At 72.7% G+C, this 19,957-nt stretch carries 19 protein-coding genes and 1 pseudogene; 6 read left to right on the top strand and 14 right to left on the bottom strand.

Going from position 1 to position 19,957, the window contains the following annotated elements; all coding sequences use genetic code 11:
- Nucleotide 1: 1 nt before the first annotated feature.
- From IE225_RS17190 to IE225_RS17180, 3 genes are all read right to left on the bottom strand, one after another.
- Nucleotides 2–829 carry a MetQ/NlpA family ABC transporter substrate-binding protein gene (locus tag IE225_RS17190; protein ID WP_190058406.1) on the bottom strand — a complete coding sequence of 276 codons (828 nt, stop codon included), beginning with the start codon at nt 827–829 and terminating at the stop codon, nt 2–4.
- Nucleotides 830–1,006: 177 nt separating this feature from the next.
- On the bottom strand, nt 1,007–1,744 hold the full coding sequence (locus IE225_RS17185) for a methionine ABC transporter permease (RefSeq protein WP_190058405.1): 738 nt from the start codon (nt 1,742–1,744) through the stop codon (nt 1,007–1,009).
- Nucleotides 1,741–2,778 carry a methionine ABC transporter ATP-binding protein gene (locus IE225_RS17180; protein WP_190058404.1) on the bottom strand — a complete coding sequence of 346 codons (1,038 nt, stop codon included), beginning with the start codon at nt 2,776–2,778 and terminating at the stop codon, nt 1,741–1,743. Before IE225_RS17180 ends, IE225_RS17185 begins: the two co-directional genes overlap by 4 nt.
- Before the next feature lie 701 nt (nt 2,779–3,479).
- Here IE225_RS17180 and IE225_RS17175 point away from each other — a divergent pair.
- A complete protein-coding gene (locus IE225_RS17175; protein ID WP_190058403.1) occupies nt 3,480–3,839 on the top strand; it encodes a hypothetical protein in 360 nt (119 codons plus the stop codon).
- A gap of 1 nt (nt 3,840) precedes the next feature.
- Nucleotides 3,841–4,299: a hypothetical protein gene (locus IE225_RS17170; protein ID WP_190058402.1), complete on the top strand. Its 459-nt coding sequence runs from the start codon at nt 3,841–3,843 to the stop codon at nt 4,297–4,299.
- 80 nt (nt 4,300–4,379) lie between these two features.
- On the opposite strand, the gene IE225_RS17165 is transcribed toward IE225_RS17170, so the two are convergent.
- From IE225_RS17165 to IE225_RS17155, 3 genes are all read right to left on the bottom strand, one after another.
- Complete coding sequence (locus IE225_RS17165; RefSeq protein ID WP_190058401.1) at nt 4,380–4,877, bottom strand: GNAT family N-acetyltransferase; 498 nt, start codon at nt 4,875–4,877, stop codon at nt 4,380–4,382.
- Between the two features lie 44 nt (nt 4,878–4,921).
- On the bottom strand, nt 4,922–5,428 hold the full coding sequence (locus IE225_RS17160) for an RNA polymerase sigma factor (protein WP_190058423.1): 507 nt from the start codon (nt 5,426–5,428) through the stop codon (nt 4,922–4,924).
- A gap of 74 nt (nt 5,429–5,502) precedes the next feature.
- Nucleotides 5,503–6,699, bottom strand: coding sequence for a glycerophosphodiester phosphodiesterase (locus IE225_RS17155; protein WP_190058400.1), 1,197 nt, complete (start codon nt 6,697–6,699; stop codon nt 5,503–5,505).
- A 343-nt stretch (nt 6,700–7,042) separates the two neighbouring features.
- Between IE225_RS17155 and IE225_RS17150 the strand changes: the two genes are divergently transcribed.
- Nucleotides 7,043–7,774, top strand: coding sequence for a lysophospholipid acyltransferase family protein (locus IE225_RS17150; RefSeq protein WP_190058399.1), 732 nt, complete (start codon nt 7,043–7,045; stop codon nt 7,772–7,774).
- 195 nt (nt 7,775–7,969) lie between these two features.
- Here IE225_RS17150 and IE225_RS17145 read toward each other — a convergent pair whose 3' ends face one another.
- The 3 genes from IE225_RS17145 to IE225_RS17135 form a co-directional block, all read right to left on the bottom strand.
- Nucleotides 7,970–8,941 (bottom strand): aldo/keto reductase, encoded by a 972-nt coding sequence (locus tag IE225_RS17145; RefSeq protein WP_190058398.1) that lies wholly within the window; start codon nt 8,939–8,941, stop codon nt 7,970–7,972.
- Nucleotides 8,942–9,006: 65 nt separating this feature from the next.
- A complete protein-coding gene (argH, locus tag IE225_RS17140; RefSeq protein WP_190058397.1) occupies nt 9,007–10,434 on the bottom strand; it encodes an argininosuccinate lyase in 1,428 nt (475 codons plus the stop codon).
- A 122-nt stretch (nt 10,435–10,556) separates the two neighbouring features.
- Nucleotides 10,557–11,750: an argininosuccinate synthase gene (locus IE225_RS17135; protein WP_190058396.1), complete on the bottom strand. Its 1,194-nt coding sequence runs from the start codon at nt 11,748–11,750 to the stop codon at nt 10,557–10,559.
- A gap of 515 nt (nt 11,751–12,265) precedes the next feature.
- Here IE225_RS17135 and IE225_RS17130 point away from each other — a divergent pair.
- From IE225_RS17130 to IE225_RS17120, 3 genes and pseudogenes are all read left to right on the top strand, one after another.
- A complete protein-coding gene (locus IE225_RS17130; protein WP_190058395.1) occupies nt 12,266–13,648 on the top strand; it encodes a ferredoxin reductase family protein in 1,383 nt (460 codons plus the stop codon).
- A 58-nt stretch (nt 13,649–13,706) separates the two neighbouring features.
- A pseudogene (locus IE225_RS17125) lies at nt 13,707–14,156 on the top strand (FMN-binding protein); the annotation flags it as partial.
- A gap of 64 nt (nt 14,157–14,220) precedes the next feature.
- The gene (locus IE225_RS17120) at nt 14,221–14,958 is read left to right on the top strand and encodes an FAD:protein FMN transferase (RefSeq protein ID WP_190058422.1); all 738 of its coding nucleotides are present in this window, start codon (nt 14,221–14,223) and stop codon (nt 14,956–14,958) included.
- Nucleotides 14,959–14,983: 25 nt separating this feature from the next.
- On the opposite strand, the gene IE225_RS17115 is transcribed toward IE225_RS17120, so the two are convergent.
- The 5 genes from IE225_RS17115 to argC are packed head-to-tail and all read right to left on the bottom strand — an operon-like array spanning nt 14,984 to nt 19,940.
- Nucleotides 14,984–15,583: an arginine repressor gene (locus IE225_RS17115; protein ID WP_190058393.1), complete on the bottom strand. Its 600-nt coding sequence runs from the start codon at nt 15,581–15,583 to the stop codon at nt 14,984–14,986.
- Between the two features lie 7 nt (nt 15,584–15,590).
- Nucleotides 15,591–16,799, bottom strand: coding sequence for an acetylornithine transaminase (locus IE225_RS17110; RefSeq protein WP_190058392.1), 1,209 nt, complete (start codon nt 16,797–16,799; stop codon nt 15,591–15,593).
- Nucleotides 16,796–17,767 (bottom strand): acetylglutamate kinase, encoded by a 972-nt coding sequence (gene argB, locus IE225_RS17105; RefSeq protein ID WP_190058391.1) that lies wholly within the window; start codon nt 17,765–17,767, stop codon nt 16,796–16,798. Before argB ends, IE225_RS17110 begins: the two co-directional genes overlap by 4 nt.
- The gene (argJ, locus tag IE225_RS17100; RefSeq protein ID WP_190058390.1) at nt 17,764–18,915 is read right to left on the bottom strand and encodes a bifunctional glutamate N-acetyltransferase/amino-acid acetyltransferase ArgJ; all 1,152 of its coding nucleotides are present in this window, start codon (nt 18,913–18,915) and stop codon (nt 17,764–17,766) included. The genes argB and argJ overlap by 4 nt, the downstream gene beginning before the upstream one ends.
- Complete coding sequence (gene argC, locus IE225_RS17095) at nt 18,912–19,940, bottom strand: N-acetyl-gamma-glutamyl-phosphate reductase (RefSeq protein WP_190058389.1); 1,029 nt, start codon at nt 19,938–19,940, stop codon at nt 18,912–18,914. Before argC ends, argJ begins: the two co-directional genes overlap by 4 nt.
- Between the last annotated feature and the right edge of the window lie 17 nt (nt 19,941–19,957).

The raw sequence follows: 19,957 nt of genomic DNA, 5'->3' as shown, positions 1-19,957 counted from the left end.
CTCAGAAGGACGGGATGACCGAACCCTGGTACTTGTCCTCGATGAACTTCTTCACCTGGGGCGAGGTGAGGAGCTCGGCGAGCTTCTTCACCCGCGGGTCGCTCTCGTTGCCCTTCTTGACGGCGAGGAAGTTGCCGTAGGGATTGTTCTTGGCGGACTCCAGGACCAGGGCGTCCTTGGCGGGCTTGAGGCCGGAGGAGAGGGCGTAGTTGCCGTTGACGACGGCGGCGTCCACGTCGTCCAGGGAGCGCGGGGTCTGGGCGGCCTCCAGCTCCTTGAACTTCAGGTGCTTGGGGTTGCCGGTGATGTCGGCGGGGGTCGCCTCGTTGCCGACGCCGGGCTTGAGGGTGATGAGCTTGTGGGCGGCGAGCAGCTTCAGGGCGCGCGCCTCGTTGACGGTGTCGTTGGGGACGGCGACGGTCGCACCGCTCTTGAGGTCGTCGGCCTTCTCGACCTTGTGGGAGTACAGGCCGAGCGGTTCCAGGTGCACCGTGACGACGGGCACGATGTGGGTGCCGTTCTTCTTGTTGAAGTCGTCGAGGTACGGCTGGTTCTGGAAGTAGTTGGCGTCCACCGAGCCGTCCTCGGTCGCCGTGTTCGGCGTGACGTAGTCGGTGAACTCCTTCACCTCCAGGTCGAGGCCCGCCTTCTTCGCCAGGTTCTTCTTGACGAAGTCCAGGATCTCGGCGTGCGGGGTGGGGCTCGCGGCGACGACCAGCGGTCCGCTGCGGTCGGAGGCGGAGTCCTTGCCGCCGCCGCAGGCGGTCAGCCCGAGGGTGAGGGCTCCGGCGGCGAGAACGGCGGTGGTGATCTTGGCGGTGTTACGCACGAAAAGTGCCTTTCCTCGTGGGTGGTGCGACCCCGGCGTGTGACGGCGGGGAGTTCGGGGGCGGCCGCCGCGGTGCGGCGGCCGCGCGGAGTGGGTGCCTCGCGGTCCGGGTGGCGCGGGACGGAGTCCTCGCGACCCGGGCGGTGCGGACGGTGCGGGCGGCGCGGACGGTACGGCTCAGACGGCCTTGCCGATGTCCGCCGCCGCGGGCTCCTCGGCCTTGAGCAGCCGCAGCCTCGGCGCGGGCCCGGAGCGGCCGCCGCGGCGGTGCAGGGCGCGGGCGGCGTAGTCGCCGGCGAACTGGATGAGGGAGATGACGACGGCGAGGATCGCCACGGTGATCCACATCAGATCGGTCTCGAAGCGCTGGTAGCCGTAGCGGACGGCGAGGTCGCCGAGGCCGCCGGCGCCGACGGTGCCGGCCATCGCGGAGTAGCCGATGAGGGCGACGATCGTGGTGGTGGTGCTGGAGATGAGGGAGGGCAGGGCCTCGGGGATCAGCACCTTGCGCACGACGGTCCAGGTGTTGCCGCCCATCGCCTGCACCGCCTCGACCAGTCCGCCGTCCACCTCGCGCACGGCCGTCTCGACCAGGCGCGCGAAGAACGGGATGGCGCCGATGGCCAGCGGCACGATGGCGGCCTCGCGGCCGATGGTGGTGCCGGTGACCCAGCGGGTGAAGCTCATCAGCGCGACCATGAGGATGATGAACGGCATCGAGCGGGCGACGTTCACGATCTGCCCGATGACCTTGTTGGCGACGACGTTCTGCAGCAGGCCGCCGCGGTCGGTCAGCACCAGCAGGATGCCGAGCGGCAGGCCGCCGACGACGGCGATCAGCGTGGACCAGCCGACCATGTAGAGGGTGTCCCCACAGGCCTGGGACAGCAGGGGCTGCATCTCCGACCAGGTCACTTCGCGGCCTCCTTCACCAGCGTCGCGGACTCGTGGCCCACCACGTCGATCTGCAGCCCCTGTTCGCGCAGGAAGCCGATGGGCACGACGTTGTCCTCGTAACGGCCGGGCAGTTCGATGCGCATGCGGCCGACCTGCAGGCCGCCGACGGTGTCGACGGCGGCACCGAGGATCGATATGTCGATGTTGTAGGTGCGGGCCAGCCGGGAGACGACCGGCTGGGCGGCGGCCTCGCCCCGGAAGGTGACGTCCAGCACGGTCCGGTCCGCGCCGGTGGCCTCGCCGCCGACCGGGAAGAGGGCGGCGGCGAGCCGGGAGCCGGGGGTGGCCAGCAGGTCGCCCACGGTGCCGGACTCGACGATGCGGCCCTTCTCCATCAGGGCGGCGGAGTCGCAGACGGACTTCACGACGTCCATCTCGTGCGTGATGAGCAGGACGGTCAGGCCGAGCTGCCGGTTGAGGTCGCGCAGCAGCGTCAGGATGGAGCGGGTGGTCTCCGGGTCGAGGGCGCTGGTGGCCTCGTCGGACAGCAGCACCTTGGGGTCGCCGGCCAGGGCGCGGGCGATGCCGACGCGCTGCTTCTGGCCGCCGGAGAGCTGGGCGGGATAGGCCCTGGCCTTGTCGGCGAGGCCGACCAGGTCGAGCAGCTCCAGCGCCTTGCGGGAACGCTCCTTGCCCGACTTGCCGAGGATCTCCAGCGGCAGTTCGACGTTGTCCTGCACAGTCCGGGTGGACAGCAGGTTGAAGTGCTGGAAGACCATGCCGATACGGCTGCGGGCCCGGCGCAGTTCCCGGCCGGCGCGCGGGCCGCGGCCGGCGAGGGCGGTGAGGTCCTGCCCGTCGACGGTGACCGTCCCGGAGGTGGGCCGCTCCAGGAGGTTGACGCAGCGGATCAGCGAGGACTTGCCGGCGCCGGACTGGCCGATGACGCCGTACACCTCGCCTTCGCGGACGTGCAGGTCGACGCCGTCGAGGGCGACGGTCTCGCGGCCGTGTGAGCGGTAGACCTTGGTCAGGCCCGTGGTGGTGATCACGTGGGGTTTCCGTCACTGTCGAGTGCGCGGCGCGTCGTGGGCGCCGGGCACGGGGCGTTCCTGGTCGAAAAGTCGGCCGGCCCGGGGCGCGCGGCGCGGTGCTCGCCGGCCGGGACGGGCCGCGGGCGCGCGGGGCGGGGGGAGGCTCGGCCGCGTGCGTCCCGGGTTCCGGACGCCGGCGCGGACAGGAGCGGGCACTCGCTTCGGGGCGCGAGGCTCAGATGGTGCGGGGGCCCTCTAGCAGGCGCACATTCGACACATGCGACACGAACGACACATGCGACACGAACACCGACAACGAGCACCGGGCGTCGTGATCGCCTCGGTCGCAAGGGTGCGGTCGCTCGTCGTGGTCATGCGATCAGTAAACCAGACCTACGGTCCTGACACGGCCCGCCTGTCCGCATGCTGGACAGCCGTGGACGTACCGGCGGGGCGCGTCGGCCGCCCGCGCGGTTCCCCGCCGCCCCGGCGCTGACCAGGCGGGACGCCGCCGCGCCGGGTTCCGTCCCGGGGCGGCGCCCGGGCCGCGGTCCGGGCGCGTGTGGCCAACGCCACGGCGCGCGGGCGGCCGGCGCGGTGGCCTCGGGAGCGTTCGCAGCGGCAGGGCGGCGGCGTTCGCACCGGCGCGGCAGGGCGGTCCGCAACGGCGCGGCAGGGCCGCTCGCGGCGGCCTTTTTGGCCCGTAATAAGGTCGCAGCATGCTCGATCCCCTGACGCCGGCGACGGGTGTCGCCGCGCTGCTGCTCGCCGCGTGGTGCGGCTGGGCCGCCCACCGCGACCAGCCGACGAAGGACTGGCACTTCATCGGCATGGCCGTGGTGTCCCTGCTGGCGCTGGTGCAGCTGGTGGTCGGGGTGGTGCAGCTGGCGCGGGGCGAGAAGCCGCAGCAGGGCACGGCGATCTTCGTGGCGTATCTGCTGGGCGCCTTCGCGTGCGTCCCGGCGGCGGGCCTGATGTCGCTGTCCGAGCGCACCCGCTGGGGTTCGGTGACGGTCGCGGCGGGCGGTGTGGTGCTGGCCGTGCTCGAGGTGCGGCTCTACGACATCTGGGGAGGCTGAGATGACCGCCACGCGGAACGCGCACCAGGAGCCGGCGCAGCGGAAGCAGGGCGGCAGGACGCGGCTGACCGGCGGCCCGGGGCTGCTGCTGGTGTGGCTGTACGGCGTGATGGTGGTCGGCGCGGTGTCGCGCTCGGTGTACCAGATCTCCACGCAGTTCGACCGCGCGCCGCTCGCCTACTCGCTGTCGGCGGTGGCCGGCGTGGTGTACGGCTTCATCACCTACACCCTGGTGCGCGGCGGCGAGACGGCCCGGAAGGCGGCGCTGGTGTGCTGCGCCGCCGAACTCGTGGGCGTGCTGACGGTGGGCACCTGGACCCTGGTCGAGCCGTCCGCCTTCCCCGACGCCACCGTGTGGTCCGACTACGGCATGGGGTACGTGTTCATCCCCGTGCTGCTGCCGCTGTCGGCGCTGTACTGGCTGCGCAGGTCGCGCGCGGCGCGGGCGGACGGCTCCTGACGCCCCGGGAGCGATACGGGCGGGAGCGGTCCGGACCGCTCCCGCCCGTATCGCTCCCGGCGGCCCGGGCTCCCGGCGGCTCAGGCGGTGGCCGCGTACGTGTCGGCCGGCTTCTCCAGGACGATCATCGGTACGCCGTCGGCGCCCTTGACCGTGCCCACGGTCTCGTAGCCCACGCGCCGGTACAGGCGCAGGCTGCCCTCGCTGCGGTGGCCGGCACGCAGGCGGAACCGGGTGGCCCCGCGCTGCCCGGCGAGGGCGGACTCGACCGCGCGCAGCAGGCGGGCGCCGATGCCGTGGCCCTGGAGACGGGGGTGGACGCAGAGCTTGCCGATGGAGGCTGCGCCGTCCTCCGTGACCCGGCCGCGTACGGAGCCGACGACCTCGTCGCCGAGCCGCGCCACGAAGACGCAGTCCTCGGCGACCTCCCGGCGGACCGAGTCGAGGGTCTGGACGAGCGGGTCGATGCGGTAGTTACCGTACAGAGCGGCCTCGCCCTGGAAGCACAGGTACTGCAGCCTGAAGATCTGCTCGGCGTCCCGGTCGGTCGCCTCCGAGATGGTCACGCTCATGCCCATGTGTGCACGCCTCCCGCTCACCTGCTCACTGTCGTCCCCCACTCCTATCCCCGCGGTTCACGGGCCGCAACCTCCCCGGTGAGCAATCGCCGCAGACATCCCAGACATCTGGAGCGTTCCGGACCAATACTGCCCTGTGAGATACCCAACTCCCCCGCGATTTCCCGGTATGTCAGGTCCTTCGGGGACAGCAGGGCGGCCATCAACCGGGGGCAGCGGCCGGGCAGCCGGCGCACCGCGCCGTGCAGGGCGCGGCGCCGGGCGGCGGCGAGGGCGAGGTGCTCGGGGCCGTGCTCCCGCTCGTCGGCGGGCTCGCCGGCGTAGGGCCGTTCCCGGCGGGCGGTGCGGCGGGTGCGGCGCGCCTCCAGGCGGACGGCCTTGCGCAGCCAGCCGTGCGGGTCGGCCGGTGCCCCGCCGGCGTGCAGGCGTTCCAGCAGGCGCAGCCACACGGCCTGTTCGAGGTCGCCGGGATCGGTTCCGCCGGCCTGTGCCTCGGCCGAGGCCTCGGCGGCGAGCAGGGGCCGCAGGGCGGTGAGCAGTTCGGGGGTCACATGCGGCACGACGCGGCCGCCCCGGCACCGGTTGCCGGGGCGGCCGGCAGACACCCCGAACGGGGTGGCGCGGCTCAGCCGTTGACGAAGTCCTCGCGGGCGAGCAGGGCGGTGTCGGCGTTGTCGGTGAAGATGCCGTCGATGCCGGTGGCGAAGTACGCCTGGAACGCGCCGAACGCGTCGCCGTAGCCGTCGGCGTCGGTGCCCTTGCGGAACTCCGCGGGCAGGAAGGGGTTTTCGTTGCGCAGGGTGTACGGGTGCAGGATCAGCCCCACCTTGTGCGCGTCGGCGACCAGCGTGGTGGGCTTGGTCAGGTTGCCGTTCGCGTCCCTGGGGATGATCAGGTCGAGGGTCGGGCCGATGCCCTGCGCGTAGCCGGCGATCTCCCGCAGGCCCTTCGGGGTGATCAGGTCGGCGACGGTGCGCGGGTCGCCCGCCTCCACGAAGTCCCAGGGGCGGCTGTCGGCCGAGGACAGCAGCACGACCAGCGGGTTGTCGACGAGCCTGTTCAGCCGCTGGATGCTGCTCGGTTCGAAGGACTGCAGGACGACCGGCGAAGTGCGCTTGTCCTTGCCGTACTTGCGCAGCAGCTTCGCCACCCGCTCCTCCAGGCCCAGGCCCAGCTTGCGGAAGTAGGTGGGGTGCTTGGTCTCCGGGTAGATCCACACCTGCCTGCCGCGCCTGCGGGTCTGCTCGTCCTGCCACGTGAGGACCTCTTCGAAGGTGGGGATCTCCCAGCGGCCGTTGTAGAGCGTGTTGTGCGGCCGGTTGGCCGGGATGCGCTCGACCGCCCGCAGCGTCTTGAGCTCGGCGAGGGTGAAGTCCTCGGTGAACCAGCCGGTGGTGGGCACGCCGTCGACGACCTTGGTGGTCCTGCGGTCGGCGAACTCGGGATGGTCGGCGACGTCGGTCGTGCCGCCGATCTCCGGCTCGTGCCGGCACACCAGGTGGCCGTCCCGGGTGGGCACCAGGTCGCCGGCCTCGACGATGTCGGCGCCGAGGTCGAGGGCGAGCTGGTAGGAGCCGAAGGTGTGCTCGGGGCGGTAGCCGCTGGCGCCCCGGTGGCCGATGACCGTCGGCACCGGCAGACCCCTCAGCCCGCCCCCGCCGCGCCCGGCCGTCCGCTGCTCGGCGGCCCTCGCCGCGCCGGGCAGTCCCAGCACGGCTCCGCCCGCGCCGAGCACCGCGGCTCCCAGGACCGCCCGCCGTCCGGTGGCCCGGCCGCTCTCCGCCGCCTGCTCCTGCGTCCCGTGCGCCCCGTACGCTGCCATCCGCGTGCCTTTCTGCCGTACTGCCGTCGGTGCGGGCCGATGGTAGGGGGGTGTACATGACCATGGGGAGACACCGGCCGGAACACGGGGGTGACGGCGGATGGCGCGTGGTGGCCGTTTTCTGACGGCGCGTGGGCTTGACCGGCGCCGGGCGGGGCACTGGGCACCGTGGAGGCGGTGCGCGACCTCCGTCACACCTCGGCACGGGCGCGACACGCCGGAAACATCACGGGACCGCAGGTGAACCCGTGTCAACGGCGCGTAAGACCCCGGTGAACCGACGTGCGCGCCCCGGGGGCCGCGAGTATCGTCCTCACCTGCACAGACACATACCGCATCCTTGATGTCCTTGACGTCCCTGACGTCCTCGACGTCCCTGACGACCCCGACCTCGGAGGGCCCGTTGTCCCGCTTCGCACTCATCAAGGCAGTGCTCGGCCCGATCATGCGGCTGATGTTCCGCCCACAGGTGGAGGGCGCGGAGCGCATCCCCGGTGACGGCGCGGTCATCCTCGCCGGCAACCACCTCACCTTCATCGACTCGATCGTGCTGCCCCTGGTCACCAGGCGGCAGGTGCACTTCATCGGCAAGGACGAGTACGTCACCGGCAAGAGCCTCAAGGGCCGCCTCATGGCCTGGTTCTTCACCGGCGTCGGCATGATCCCCGTGGACCGCGACGGCGCGAGCGGCGGGGTCGCGGCCCTGATGACGGGCAAGCGGGTGCTGGAGGAGGGCAAGATGTTCGGCATCTACCCCGAGGGCACCCGCTCCCCCGACGGCCGCCTCTACCGGGGCCGCACCGGCATCGCCCGGCTGGCGCTGATGACCGGCGCGCCGGTGGTGCCGTTCGCCGTCATCGGCACGGACAAGCTGCAGCCCGGGGGCCGCGGGATGCCCCGGCCGGGCAAGGTGACCATCCGGTTCGGTGAGCCGATGGAGTTCTCCCGCTACGAGGGGATGGACCGGGACCGGTACGTGCTGCGGGCGGTGACCGACTCGGTGATGGCCGAGGTGATGCGCCTGTCGGGGCAGGAGTACGTCGACATGTACGCCACGAAGGCGAAGGCCGCGTAACTTCCTCCGGGTTCTCCCGGTTTCCCGTATTCCTCCCGGCGGTTCCTCCCGGCGGTGCGTCCCTGCGCCGCCGGGAGGACCCGCCGCCCGGTCCGGGCCGCCGCCGCACGGGCCGGGTAGGACACGCCACCCCCTCCGTCGGCGCGCCCGGCCGGCGAGGTGTCGGTGCGGGCGGGGCCGACGGGTCAGTGCCAGTCAGTGCCAGGGCAGTTGTCCGCGCCGCTCCCAGTAGGCGCGCGGGTCCTCGGCGAGGGCGGCCAGGCGGGAGAGCTGGTCCTCGTCGAGGTCGACGGCCGGGGCGTGGAGGTTGGACAGGAGCTGGGTGACCGTGGCGGCGCCGGAGAGCACCAGGTCCACCCAGGGGTGGCGCAGCACGGCGGCGAGGGCGACGGCGTCGCAGCCCAGGCCGGTCTCCCGCGCGACGCGGCGCAGGGGTTCGGGGGCGTGGGGCTCGGCGAGACGGCCGTTGGCCATGCCCTCCTTGACGATCACGGTCAGGCCGGCGTCGTGGGCCTCGGCGAGGGCGGGGGCGGCGGAGGTCTCCAGGAGGTTCCAGGTGGCCTGGACGGAGCGGAAGAGCGGCGCGCCGTCGACGGTCACGGCGAGCGCGGCGCGGATCGCGTCGGCCTGGCCGGGGCCGCTGGTGGTGAAGCCGACGGTCAGCCCGCCGGCGGCGGCCTCGGCGAGGCGGGCGTGCAGCTCCTTGTCGGTGAGGGCGGGGCTGTCCGGGGTGAGCGAGTGGATCTGGTACAGGTCGAGGCGGTCGCCGAGCAGCGCGGCGGTCTCGGCGCGCTGCCGTTCGTAGGTGGCGACGCCGTGGTCCTTGACCTCGTGCGTCTCGGCGTCGGTGCGCCAGTCGGCGGTGTAGGTGTAGCCCCACTTGCTGCCGACGACGACGTCGTCGGCCTCGGGGTGGGCGCGCAGCCACTCGGCGAGGAACTCCTCCGCGCGGCCGTAGGAGCGGGCGGCGTCGATGTAGCGCACGCCCTGCGCGTAGGCGGCGTCGAGGAGTTCGTGGGTGCGCGCCCGCAGCGCCGCCGCGGTGCGCTCGGCCGGCAGGTCGCGTCCGCGGCCGAGGGTGAGGTAGCCGGGGCGTCCGACGGCGGCCAGGCCGAGGCCGATGTGGCAGGTGGGGGTCGTGGCGTGGGCCAGTCGCGCGAAGGGCATCGCGGGCTCCGTCCGGTCGGCTCCGAGTGCGGCGTGCGACCAACGTAACCCGCGATGCCGCGGTGTCACGCGCGGGCGTTCGCCCAGGCGTGCTGCGCCGCCACGTCCCGCTTCAGCTCGGCGAGCTGGACGGCGACCGCCTCCGGCGCCGTACCGCCGCGGCCGTTGCGGGCGGCGAGGGCGCCGGGCACGTCGAGGACGGAGCGCACCTCGGGGGTGAGGTGGGCGGAGATCTTGGCGAACTGCTCGTCGGTCAGCTCGTGCAGCTCCTTGCCCTCGGCCTCGGCGACCTTGACGCACTCGCCGGCGACCTCGTGCGCCACGCGGAACGGCACGCCCTGCTTGACCAGCCACTCGGCGACGTCCGTGGCCAGCGAGAAGCCGGCCGGGGCCAGTTCCTCCATGCGCTCGCGGTGCACGGTGAGGGTGGCGATCATGCCGGTGAAGGCGGGCAGCAGCACCTCGAGCTGGTCACAGGAGTCGAACACCGGCTCCTTGTCCTCCTGCAGGTCGCGGTTGTACGCCAGCGGGAGCGCCTTGAGCGTGGCCAGCAGGCCGGTCAGGTTGCCGATCAGGCGGCCGGACTTGCCGCGCGCCAGCTCGGCGATGTCCGGGTTCTTCTTCTGCGGCATGATCGACGAGCCGGTGGAGAAGGCGTCGTGCAGGGTGACGAAGGAGAACTCCTTCGTGTTCCAGATGATGATCTCCTCGGCGATCCGGGAGAGGTTCACGCCGATCATCGCGGTGACGAAGGCGAACTCGGCGACGAAGTCCCGGGAGGCGGTGCCGTCGATGGAGTTGCCGACGCTGCCGTGCTCGAAGCCCAGGTCGCGCGCGACCGCCTCGGGGTCCAGGCCGAGGGAGGAGCCGGCGAGCGCGCCGGAGCCGTACGGGGAGACGGCCGTGCGCTCGTCCCACTGGCGCAGCCGCTCCGCGTCCCGGGAGAGGGCCTGGACGTGGGCGAGGACGTGGTGGGCGAAGAGCACCGGCTGGGCGTGCTGGAGGTGGGTGCGGCCGGGCATCGCCACGTCCGGGTGGGCCTCGGCCAGGCCGATCAGCGCGTCCTGCAGGTCGGCGATCAGGCCGCCGATGATGCGGGCGTGGTCGCGCAGGTACATGCGGAACAGGGTCGCCACCTGGTCGTTGCGGGAGCGGCCGGCGCGCAGCTTGCCGCCGAGTTCGGGGCCGAGGCGCTCCAGCAGACCCCGTTCCAGGGCGGTGTGCACGTCCTCGTCGGCGATCGTGCCGGTGAACTCCCCCGACGCCACGTCGGCCTCGAGGTGGTCGAGTCCCGCCAGCATGCGCTCCAGCTCGTCGTCGGTGAGCAGGCCCGCCCGGTGCAGCACGCGCGCGTGGGCGCGCGAGCCGGCGATGTCGTACGGCGCGAGCCGCCAGTCGAAGTGGACGGACGCGGACAGCTTCGCCAGGGCCTCGGCGGGTCCGTCGGCGAAACGGCCGCCCCAGAGCCGTACGTCACCGCTGTTGCTGCTCACTTGCGTTACTCCTCGATGGTGTCGATGTGCGACCGCCTCCCCACGTCCGGGGATGTCCCGCGGAGGTGAGGAGGCGGTTGCCAGGCCAGTGCGTGGGATGCGCGGGAGGGGTCGTCCTGCGGCTACGCCAGGTCCCGCTTGGCGGCGATCTTCGACGACAGGCTGTAGATGTCGATGAAGCCCTTGGCCGCGGACTGGTCGAAGGTGTCACCGGTGTCGTAGGTGGCGAGGTTGAAGTCGTACAGGGACTCCTCGGAGCGCCGGCCGGTGACGACGGCGCGGCCGCCGTGCAGGGTCATCCGGATGTCGCCGGAGACGTGCTGGTTGGCCTCGTTGACGAAGCCGTCCAGGGCGCGCTTGAGCGGGGAGAACCACAGGCCGTCGTAGACGAGTTCGCTCCAGCGCTGCTCGACCTGCCGCTTGTAGCGGGCGAGTTCGCGCTCGACGGTGACGTTCTCCAGCTCCTGGTGGGCGGTGATCAGGGCGATCGCGCCCGGCGCCTCGTACACCTCGCGGGACTTGATGCCGACCAGCCGGTCCTCGACCATGTCGATCCGGCCCACGCCCTGGGCGCCGGCGCGCTCGTTGAGCTGCTGGATGGCCTGCAGGACGGTGACGGGCCTGCCGTCGACGGCGACCGGGACGCCCTGCTGGAAGGTGATGATCACCTCGTCGGGCTCGCGCGGGACGGCCGGGTTCTGGGTGTAGTCGTAGATGTCCTCGATCGGGGCGTTCCAGATGTCCTCGAGGAAGCCGGTCTCGATGGCCCGGCCGAAGACGTTCTGGTCGATGGAGTACGGGGACTTCTTGGTGGTCGCGATCGGCAGGCCCTTCTCCTCGCAGAAGGCGATGGCCTTGTCGCGGGTCATGGCGTAGTCGCGGACCGGGGCGATGCACTTGAGGTCGGGGGCGAGGGCGACGATGCCGGCCTCGAAGCGGACCTGGTCGTTGCCCTTGCCGGTGCAGCCGTGGGCGACCGTGGTGGCGCCGTGCTTCCTGGCGGCGGCGACCAGGTGCTTGACGATCACCGGGCGGGAGAGCGCCGAGACCAGCGGGTAGCGGTCCATGTAGAGGGCGTTGGCCTTGATCGCCGGGAGGCAGTACTCCTCGGCGAACTCGTCGCGGGCGTCGGCGACCTCGGCCTCGACGGCGCCGCAGGCGAGCGCGCGCTTGCGGATGACGTCCAGGTCCTCGCCGCCCTGGCCGACGTCCACGGCAACGGCGATGACCTCGGCGCCCGTCTCCTCGGCGATCCAGCCGATGGCGACGGAGGTGTCCAGACCGCCGGAGTAGGCGAGTACGACGCGCTCGGTCACGGTTTCTCCCTCGGAGTGCATGCGGTGATATGCATGAGTATGCAGAACTCTGCATGGTTCGTCAATCTCCGAGGTCGACTGAACGAGGGCAACCGCTTTCCCGTACTCCTCGCCGGACGACGCGGGCGCCGCGTCGGCACCCCGGCCGCCTGCACGCTCACCGCGTGACGTGCCAGGCAGCCGTGGCCGCCCCGTTGCAGCGCCGGCCGGGGCGGCCACGGTGACGGGCGGGGCGGACCCGCCCGGATCCGGAAAGGCGCCCGGCCCGCCCGCACACCCTCAGGCGTGCGGGCGGTGTGCGTGTCGGTGCCCCGGGAGGCAGCGGTACGGATCCTGCGGTGGGCCGATCCCGGGCGGCGGCTACACCAGCGAGGGCTACCGCGAGTCCCTCCGGTCGGCCCTGGACGCCGCGGGGCTCCAGAGGACTCCGGAGCGAGGTGAACACGCGGCCGGTGCGGCACGTATCCAAGGGCCAAGGGACCACGCCACCCCCCTTGCACGTCCACGGAGGAACCGTGACCACCACGCTCGCAGGCGGCCGTGCCGCCCGGCGCCAGACGATGCGCCGCATCCGCCCGCGCCGCTCCCCCGCCATACCGCTGCTGCTCGCCGTGGGGGCGGGCGCGGCCGGAGTGCTCTGGCTGTGGTGGATGAACACCCCGTCCATCGCCGACACCACCGGCAGAATCCTCAACGCCGGCCGCATCACCGGCCTGCTCGCCGGCTACCTGATGGCGCTCGTCGTGCTGCAGATGGCCCGGGTGCCCGCGCTGGAGCGGCGGGTGGGCTCCGACCGGGTGGCGCGCTGGCACGCGATGAGCGGCCGTTACACCCTCAGCCTGGTCCTCGCGCACGTCTTCCTCACCATGTGGGGGTACGCGCTGCAGGCCGGCAAGTCGCTCGGCGACATCGTCCAGCAGACCGTCGACTCCATCAACACCCTGCCCGACATGGGCAAGGCCGCCATCGGCACCGGCCTGCTGGTGGTCATCGGCCTGATCTCGATCGGCGCGGTCCGCCGCCGGATGCCGTACGACACCTGGTACCACGTGCACCTGCTGACGTACGCGGCGGTGTTCCTGACGTTCTGGCACCAGATCACCACCGGCAACGACTTCGCCGTGGAACCGGCCGCGAAGACGTTCTGGTACGGGCTGTACGGCGCGGTCACGGCGATGGTGCTGTGGTACCGCATCCTCACCCCGATCCGCCTGAACCTGCGGCACCGCATGCGGGTCGAGGCCGTGGTGGAGGAGGCACCCGGCATCGTGTCGGTGCTCATCGGCGGGCGCCGGCTGCACCGGATCGGCGCGGAGGCGGGCCAGTTCTTCCGCTGGCGGTTCCTCGCGCCGGGCATGCGCTTCAGCTCCCACCCGTACTCGCTGTCCGCGGCGCCCCGCCCGGATCTGCTGCGCATCACCGTGAAGGCGATCGGCGACCACAGCGCCCGGCTGCGCGAGCTGGAGCCCGGCACCCGGGTGTGGGCCGAGGGCCCCTACGGCGCGCTGACGGCGGCCCGGCGCAGCCGCGGCAAGGTGCTGCTGGTCGCCGGCGGTGTCGGCATCACGCCGATGCGGGCGCTGTTCGAGACGCTGCCCGGCGCGGCCGGCGACATCACCCTGCTCTACCGGGCCAACACCACCCGGGACCTGGCGCTGTGGGACGAGCTCGCCAAGATCGCCGACGAGCGCGGGGCCCGGCTGATGTACGCGGTCAACAGTCCGGACGGGGAGCGCCCCGACATCTCCGCGGAGTCCCTGAAGCGGAAGATCCCGGACATCGACCGCCACGACGTGTTCCTGTGCGGGCCGCCCGGCTTCGCGCAGTCGGTGTACGAGGCGCTGCGCGAGGCAGGGGTCCCCGCCCGCCGCATCCACCAGGAGTCGTTCGAGATGTGAGCGCCGTCCGCCCCGGCCAACGGACGTATCGACCCCAGGAACAGGAGCTGTAGGACCGATGAGGAAGAGCCACCCCGTCCGGCGCGTCGTGCTCACCGCGGCCGCGACGGTGTCCGGGATCGTGCTGCTGCTGTCGCTGAAGCCGGCCTCCGGGCCGGGTGCCGCGCAGGCGGCGGGCGGCGCGGCCCCGCAGCAGAGCGCGGCGGCGCAGGAGTCGCCGCAGGGCGGCGCGCGGGCGGCCGGCACGGGCACGGTCACCGGCAAGGTCGTGAAGACCCAGTACGGGCCGGTGCAGGTCCGCATCACTGTCCGCGACGGGAAGATCACCAAGGCGGAGGCCGTCCAGGCACCCGAGGGCGGACTCAGCAGCCAGAAGACCGCCACGGCCGTACCCAAACTCAACCAGGAGGCCGTGGCCGCGCAGAGCGCGCAGATCGACGCGGTCTCCGGCGCCACCTACACCAGCACCGGCTACCGGCAGTCCCTGCAGTCGGCACTGGACCAGGCCGGTGGCTGAGCCGGTGGCGGCGTCGCACGAGGCTCCCGCCGCGGTGCGTCACGCGGAGGAGGTCATGGGGACGGTCTTCTCCTTCGACGTCCGCGGCGGGGAACCCGGTGCCGTCCGCGCGGCCCTCGACGAGGCCGTCGCCGGGCTGCACCGGGTGAACGAGGTGTTCAGCACCTACCGCGAGGACAGCCAGGTCTCCCGCCTGGCCCGCGGTGAGATCGACGTCGGCGACTGCGACCCCGAGGTCGCCGAGGTGCTGGAGCTGGCCGCGGAGGCCGAGCGGGTCAGCGACGGCTGGTTCAGCCCCCGCTACCGGGGGCGCCTGGATCCCACCGGGATCGTCAAGGGCTGGGCGGCCGAGCGGGCGGCCCGGGCGATCGCCGCCGCCGGGGCGAGCGGGGTGAGCGTCAACGGCGGCGGTGACGTGCAGCTCCTCGGCACGCCCGAGCCGCACCGGCCGTGGCGCGTCGGTGTCTCCGACCCGCTGCGGCCGGGCGGCCTCGCGGCGGTCGTCTCGGCGGCCGGCGTGAGCGAGCTGGCCGTGGCCACGTCCGGCACCGCGGAGCGCGGCGCGCACATCGTCGATCCGCGCACCGGCCGCTCGGCGGTGACCGACCTGGTCGCCGTCACGGTCGTCGCGCCCCGGCTGACCTGGGCGGACTGCTGGGCCACGGCCGCCTTCGCGATGGGGTCGCGGCAGGGCCTGCGCTGGCTGGAGTCGCTGCCGGACGTGGAGGCGCTGCTGATCACGGCGGGCGACGAGGTGCGGTGCACCGGGGGGCTCGCGGCGCGGCTGGGCTGACGGCCGCGCCGCGAGGCCCCGGCGCTCACTGCCCGTGGCGCCCGTCTTGACTGTTGTGGCTGTTGTGACTGTTGTGACTGCTGTGCCCGTTCTGGGCCAGCCGCAGCAGGTGGTCGGCGAGCGCCTGCCCCCCCGTCGGCTCCCGGCTGATCAGCAGCACCGTGTCGTCGCCGGCGATCGTGCCGAGGATGTCGTGGAGCTCGGCCTGGTCGATGGCGGAGGCGAGGAACTGGGCGGCACCGGGCGGGGTGCGCAGGACCACGAGGTTGGCGGAGGCCTCCGCGGAGATCAGCAGCTCCTGGGACAGCCGCCGCATCCGCTCCTCCTTGGCGGACTCCCCGAGCGGCGCCCGCGGCGTGCGGAAACCGCCCTCGCTGGGCACCGCGTAGATGAGGTCGCCGTCGGTGTTGCGGATCTTCACCGCGTTCAGCTCGTCCAGGTCCCGGGAGAGCGTCGCCTGTGTGACGCTCAGCCCGTCGTCGGCGAGGAGCTTCGCCAACTGGCTCTGCGAGCGCACCGGTTGCCGGTTGAGGATGTCCACGATCCGGCGGTGGCGTGCGGTGCGGGTCTGCGGCACGGCAGGCCCGGCGCCGTGGTTTCGCCCGTGGTCCTGCGCCTGGCTCATCGTCGTCTCATTCTCCGGATCGTCCGTCCCCGTGGGTCTCGTCGAGGATGCCGGGCAGGGCCCGCAGGAAGGCGTCCACCACGTCGTCGCCGAGGTTCAGCGGCGGCATGAGCCGTACGACCTCGGGGGTGGGCGCGTTCACCAGGAACCCGGCGTCCTGGGCCGCCTGCTGCACCCGGGGTGCGTGCGGCCCGGTGAGCACGATACCCAGGAGCAGGCCCGCACCCCGGACATGGCCGACCAGCGGGTGGCCGAGACCCTCGATTCCCTCGCGCAGCCTCTCGCCCTGCCGCTTGACGTTCTCCAGCAGCCCCTCGCCGGCGATGGTGTCCAGGACGGCCAGCCCGGCGGCGCAGGCGACCGGGTTGCCGCCGAAGGTCGTGCCGTGCTGCCCGGGCCGCAGCAGTTCGGCGGCGCGGCCGAAGGCGACGGTGGCGCCCAGCGGCAGTCCGCCGCCCAGCCCCTTGGCGAGGGTCACCACGTCCGGCAGGACGCCCTCGTGGGCCTGGTAGGCGAACCAGTGCCCGGTGCGGCCGACACCCGTCTGCACCTCGTCCAGCACCAGCAGCGCCCCCGCGTTGGCGGTGATCGCGCGGGCCGCCTTCAGGTAGCCGGCCGGGGGCACCACCACGCCGTTCTCGCCCTGGATCGGCTCGATGATCACCAGCGCGGTCTCGTCGGTGACCGCGGCGGCCAGCGCCTGCGCGTCGCCGTACGGCACGTGGGTGACGTCGCCCGGCAGCGGCCGGAACGGCTCCTGCTTGCCCGGCTGGCCGGTGAGGGCGAGCGCGCCCATGGTCCGGCCGTGGAAGCCGCCCTCGGTGGCGACCATGTGCCGCCGCCCGGTGAGCCGGCCGATCTTGAAGGCGCCCTCGTTGGCCTCCGCGCCGGAGTTGCAGAAGTAGACCCGCCCCTCGCGCCCGAACAGCTCCAGCAGCCGTTCGGCGAGGGCGACCGGGGGCTCGGCGACGAACAGGTTGGAGACGTGGCCCAGGGAGGCGATCTGCCGGCTGACGGCGTCGACGACGGCCGGGTGGGCGTGGCCGAGCGCGTTGACGGCGATGCCGCCGACGAAGTCGAGGTACTCCCTGCCGTCGGCGTCCCACAGCCGGGCGCCCTCGCCACGTACCAGGGGCAGCCGCGGGGTGCCGTAGTTGTTCATGAGCGCGCCCTGCCACCGCCGGGTCAGGTCGGCGTTGGTCGTGGTGCCGGTCATGACAAATTCCCCTCGGTCTCGTCGGGCTCGTCGGGCTTGTCGATCTCGCCGATCTCGTCGGGCTCGTCGGGCTCGTCGGGCTCGTCGGGCACGACCATGGTGCCGATGCCCTCGTCGGTGAAGATCTCCAGCAGGATGGAGTGCTGGACGCGGCCGTCGATGACGCGGGCGGTGCGCACGCCGTTGCGCACGGCGTGCAGGCAGCCCTCCATCTTCGGCACCATGCCCGAGGACAGCTCCGGCAGGAGCTTCTCCAGCTGGGAGGCGGTCAGGCGGCTGATCACCTCGTCGGAGTTCGGCCAGTCCTCGTAGAGGCCCTCGACGTCGGTGAGGACCATGAGGGTCTCGGCGCCCAGCGCCGCGGCGAGTGCCGCGGCCGCCGTGTCGGCGTTGACGTTGTAGACGTGTCCGTCGTCCTGGCTGCGGGCGATCGACGACACGACCGGGATGCGGCCGTCGGCGAGCAGGGCCTCGATCGCGCCGGTGTCGATCGCGGTGATCTCACCGACCCGCCCGATGTCCACCGGCTCGCCGTCGATCTCGGGGGTGTGCTTGGTGGCGGTGAGGGTGTGCGCGTCCTCGCCGGTGAGGCCGACGGCGAGCGGGCCGTGCCGGTTGAGCAGGTTGACCAGCTCGCGCTGCACCTGCCCGGCCAGCACCATCCGTACGACGTCCATGGCGTCCTCGGTGGTGACCCGCAGGCCCGCCTTGAACTCGCTGACGATGCCGTGCCGGTCGAGGGCGGCGGAGATCTGCGGGCCGCCGCCGTGCACCACGACGGGCTTGAGGCCGGCGTGCCGCAGGAAGACCACGTCCTGGGCGAAGGCGGCCTTCAGCTCGTCGTCCACCATGGCGTTGCCGCCGAACTTGATGACGACCGTCTTGCCGTGGTGCCGGGTCAGCCAGGGCAGCGCCTCGATGAGGATCCGGGCCTTGGGCAGTGCCGTGTGCTTCCGCGTCGTGGTCATGAGGAGTAGGCGCTGTTCTCGTGGACGTAGTCGGCGGTGAGGTCGTTGGTCCAGATGGTGGCGGTCTCGGAGCCGGCGGCGAGGTCGGCGACGATGTGCACCTCGCGGTAGCGCATGTCGACCTTCTCCCGGTCCTCGCCGACGGAGCCGTTCTTGCACACCCACACGCCGTTGATGGCGACGTTCAGCCGGTCCGGCTCGAAGGCGGCGGAGGTGGTGCCGATGGCGGACAGCACGCGGCCCCAGTTGGGGTCCTCGCCGTGGACGGCGCACTTGAGGAGGTTGTTGCGGGCGATGGAGCGGCCCACCTCGACGGCGTCGTCCTCGGTCGCGGCGTTGACCACCTCGATCCGGATGTCCTTGCTGGCGCCCTCGGCGTCGCCGACGAGCTGCCGGGCGAGGTCGGCGCAGACCTCGCGGACGGCGTCGGCGAACGCGTCGTACTCCGGGGTGACGCCGGAGGCGCCGGAGGCCAGCAGCAGGACGGTGTCGTTGGTGGACATGCAGCCGTCGGAGTCGACGCGGTCGAAGGTGACCCGCGTGGCCGCGCGCAGGGCCTGGTCCAGGGTGGCGCTGTCGAGGTCGGCGTCGGTGGTGAGGACGACGAGCATGGTGGCCAGGCCCGGGGCGAGCATGCCGGCGCCCTTGGCCATCCCGCCGACGGTCCAGCCGTCCCCGGCCACGACGGCCGTCTTGTGGACGGTGTCGGTGGTCTTGATGGCGATGGCGGCCTTCTCGCCGCCGTGCTCGGACAGGTGGGCGGCGGCGGTCTCGACGCCGGGCAGCAGCTTGTCCATCGGCAGCGGGACGCCGATGAGCCCGGTGGAGCACACGGCGACCTCGCCCGCGCCGATGCCGAGCACCTCGGCGACCTTCTCGGCGGTGGCGTGGGTGTCCTGGAAGCCCTTGGGTCCCGTACAGGCGTTGGCGCCGCCGGAGTTGAGGATCACGGCGGTGACCTCGCCGCTCTTGAGGACCTGTTCGGACCACAGCACGGGGGCGGCCTTGACGCGGTTGGAGGTGAAGACGCCCGCGGCGGCGCGGCGCGGCCCGTTGTTGACCACGAGGGCCAGGTCCGGGGTGCCGTTCTCCTTGATTCCGGCGGCGATGCCGGCCGCCGTGAATCCCTTCGCTGCCGTCACGCTCACGGCGCTACTCCGATCGTCGTCAGTCCGGTGGTCTCGTCGAGACCCAGGGCGATGTTCATGCTCTGGACGGCACCGCCCGCGGTGCCCTTGGTCAGGTTGTCGATGGCGCTGATCGCGATGATCCGTCCCACGGCCTCGTCGTGGGCGACCTGCACCTGAACGGCGTTGGAACCGTGGACGGACGCGGTGGCGGGCCACCGGCCCTCGGGCAGGAGGTGGACGAAGGGCTCGTCGGCGAGGGCCTTGTCGTACGCGGCGCGCAGCGACTCGGCGGTGACGCCGTCCCGTGCCTTGGCGCTGCAGGTGGCGAGGATGCCGCGGGGCATCGGGGCGAGGGTGGGCGTGAAGGAGACCGAGACCCGCTCCCCGGCGACCGCGCTGAGGTTCTGGACCATCTCCGGGGTGTGCCGGTGGACGCCGCCGACGCCGTACGGCGACATGGACCCCATGACCTCGCTGCCGAGCAGGTGCGGCTTGGGCGTCCTGCCCGCGCCGGAGGTGCCGGAGGCGGCGACGACCACGGCCTCGGGCTCGGCGAGGCGGGCGGCGTAGGCCGGGAAGAGGGCGAGGGAGACGGCGGTCGGGTAGCAGCCGGGCACCGCGATGCGCTTGGACCCCTCCAGCGCGGCGCGGGCGCCCGGCAGTTCGGGAAGGCCGTAGGGCCAGGTGCCGGCGTGCGGGGAGCCGTAGAACCGCTCCCAGTCGGCGGCGTCGCTCAGCCGGAAGTCGGCGCCCATGTCCACGACGAGCACGTCCGGGCCGAGCTGTTCGGCCACGGCGGCCGACCGGCCGTGCGGCAGGGCGAGGAAGACCACGTCGTGCCCGGCGAGCGCCTCGGGGCCGGTCTCCTCCAGTACCCGGTCGGCCAGCGGCAGCAGGTGCGGCTGGAGTGCGCCCAGCTTCTGCCCGGCGTTGGAGTTGGCGGTCAGGGCGCCGATCTCGACCTCGGGGTGGGCGAGCAGCAGGCGCAGCAGCTCCCCGCCCGCGTAGCCGCTCGCTCCGGCCACCGCGGCACGTACCGTCATGGAATCCTCCTCCTCGA

The organism is Streptomyces echinoruber (genome assembly GCF_014651135.1).
GTDB lineage: Bacteria > Actinomycetota > Actinomycetes > Streptomycetales > Streptomycetaceae > Streptomyces > Streptomyces echinoruber.
This window is presented reverse-complemented; position numbering and strand designations above follow the sequence as displayed.

Excerpts from the sequence above, each read along its gene's own strand:
- IE225_RS17175 (WP_190058403.1), top strand. The coding sequence starts at position 3,480 with ATGCTCGATCCCCTGACGCCGGCGACGGGTGTCGCCGCGCTGCTGCTC.
- IE225_RS17170 (WP_190058402.1), top strand. The coding sequence starts at position 3,841 with ATGACCGCCACGCGGAACGCGCACCAGGAGCCGGCGCAGCGGAAGCAG.
- IE225_RS17165 (WP_190058401.1), bottom strand. The coding sequence starts at position 4,877 with ATGGGCATGAGCGTGACCATCTCGGAGGCGACCGACCGGGACGCCGAG.
- IE225_RS17155 (WP_190058400.1), bottom strand. The coding sequence starts at position 6,699 with ATGGCAGCGTACGGGGCGCACGGGACGCAGGAGCAGGCGGCGGAGAGC.
- IE225_RS17150 (WP_190058399.1), top strand. The coding sequence starts at position 7,043 with ATGTCCTTGACGTCCCTGACGTCCTCGACGTCCCTGACGACCCCGACC.
- IE225_RS17145 (WP_190058398.1), bottom strand. The coding sequence starts at position 8,941 with ATGCCCTTCGCGCGACTGGCCCACGCCACGACCCCCACCTGCCACATC.
- IE225_RS17120 (WP_190058422.1), top strand. The coding sequence starts at position 14,221 with ATGGGGACGGTCTTCTCCTTCGACGTCCGCGGCGGGGAACCCGGTGCC.
- IE225_RS17115 (WP_190058393.1), bottom strand. The coding sequence starts at position 15,583 with ATGAGCCAGGCGCAGGACCACGGGCGAAACCACGGCGCCGGGCCTGCC.
- IE225_RS17110 (WP_190058392.1), bottom strand. The coding sequence starts at position 16,799 with ATGACCGGCACCACGACCAACGCCGACCTGACCCGGCGGTGGCAGGGC.
- argB (WP_190058391.1), bottom strand. The coding sequence starts at position 17,767 with ATGACCACGACGCGGAAGCACACGGCACTGCCCAAGGCCCGGATCCTC.
- argC (WP_190058389.1), bottom strand. The coding sequence starts at position 19,940 with ATGACGGTACGTGCCGCGGTGGCCGGAGCGAGCGGCTACGCGGGCGGG.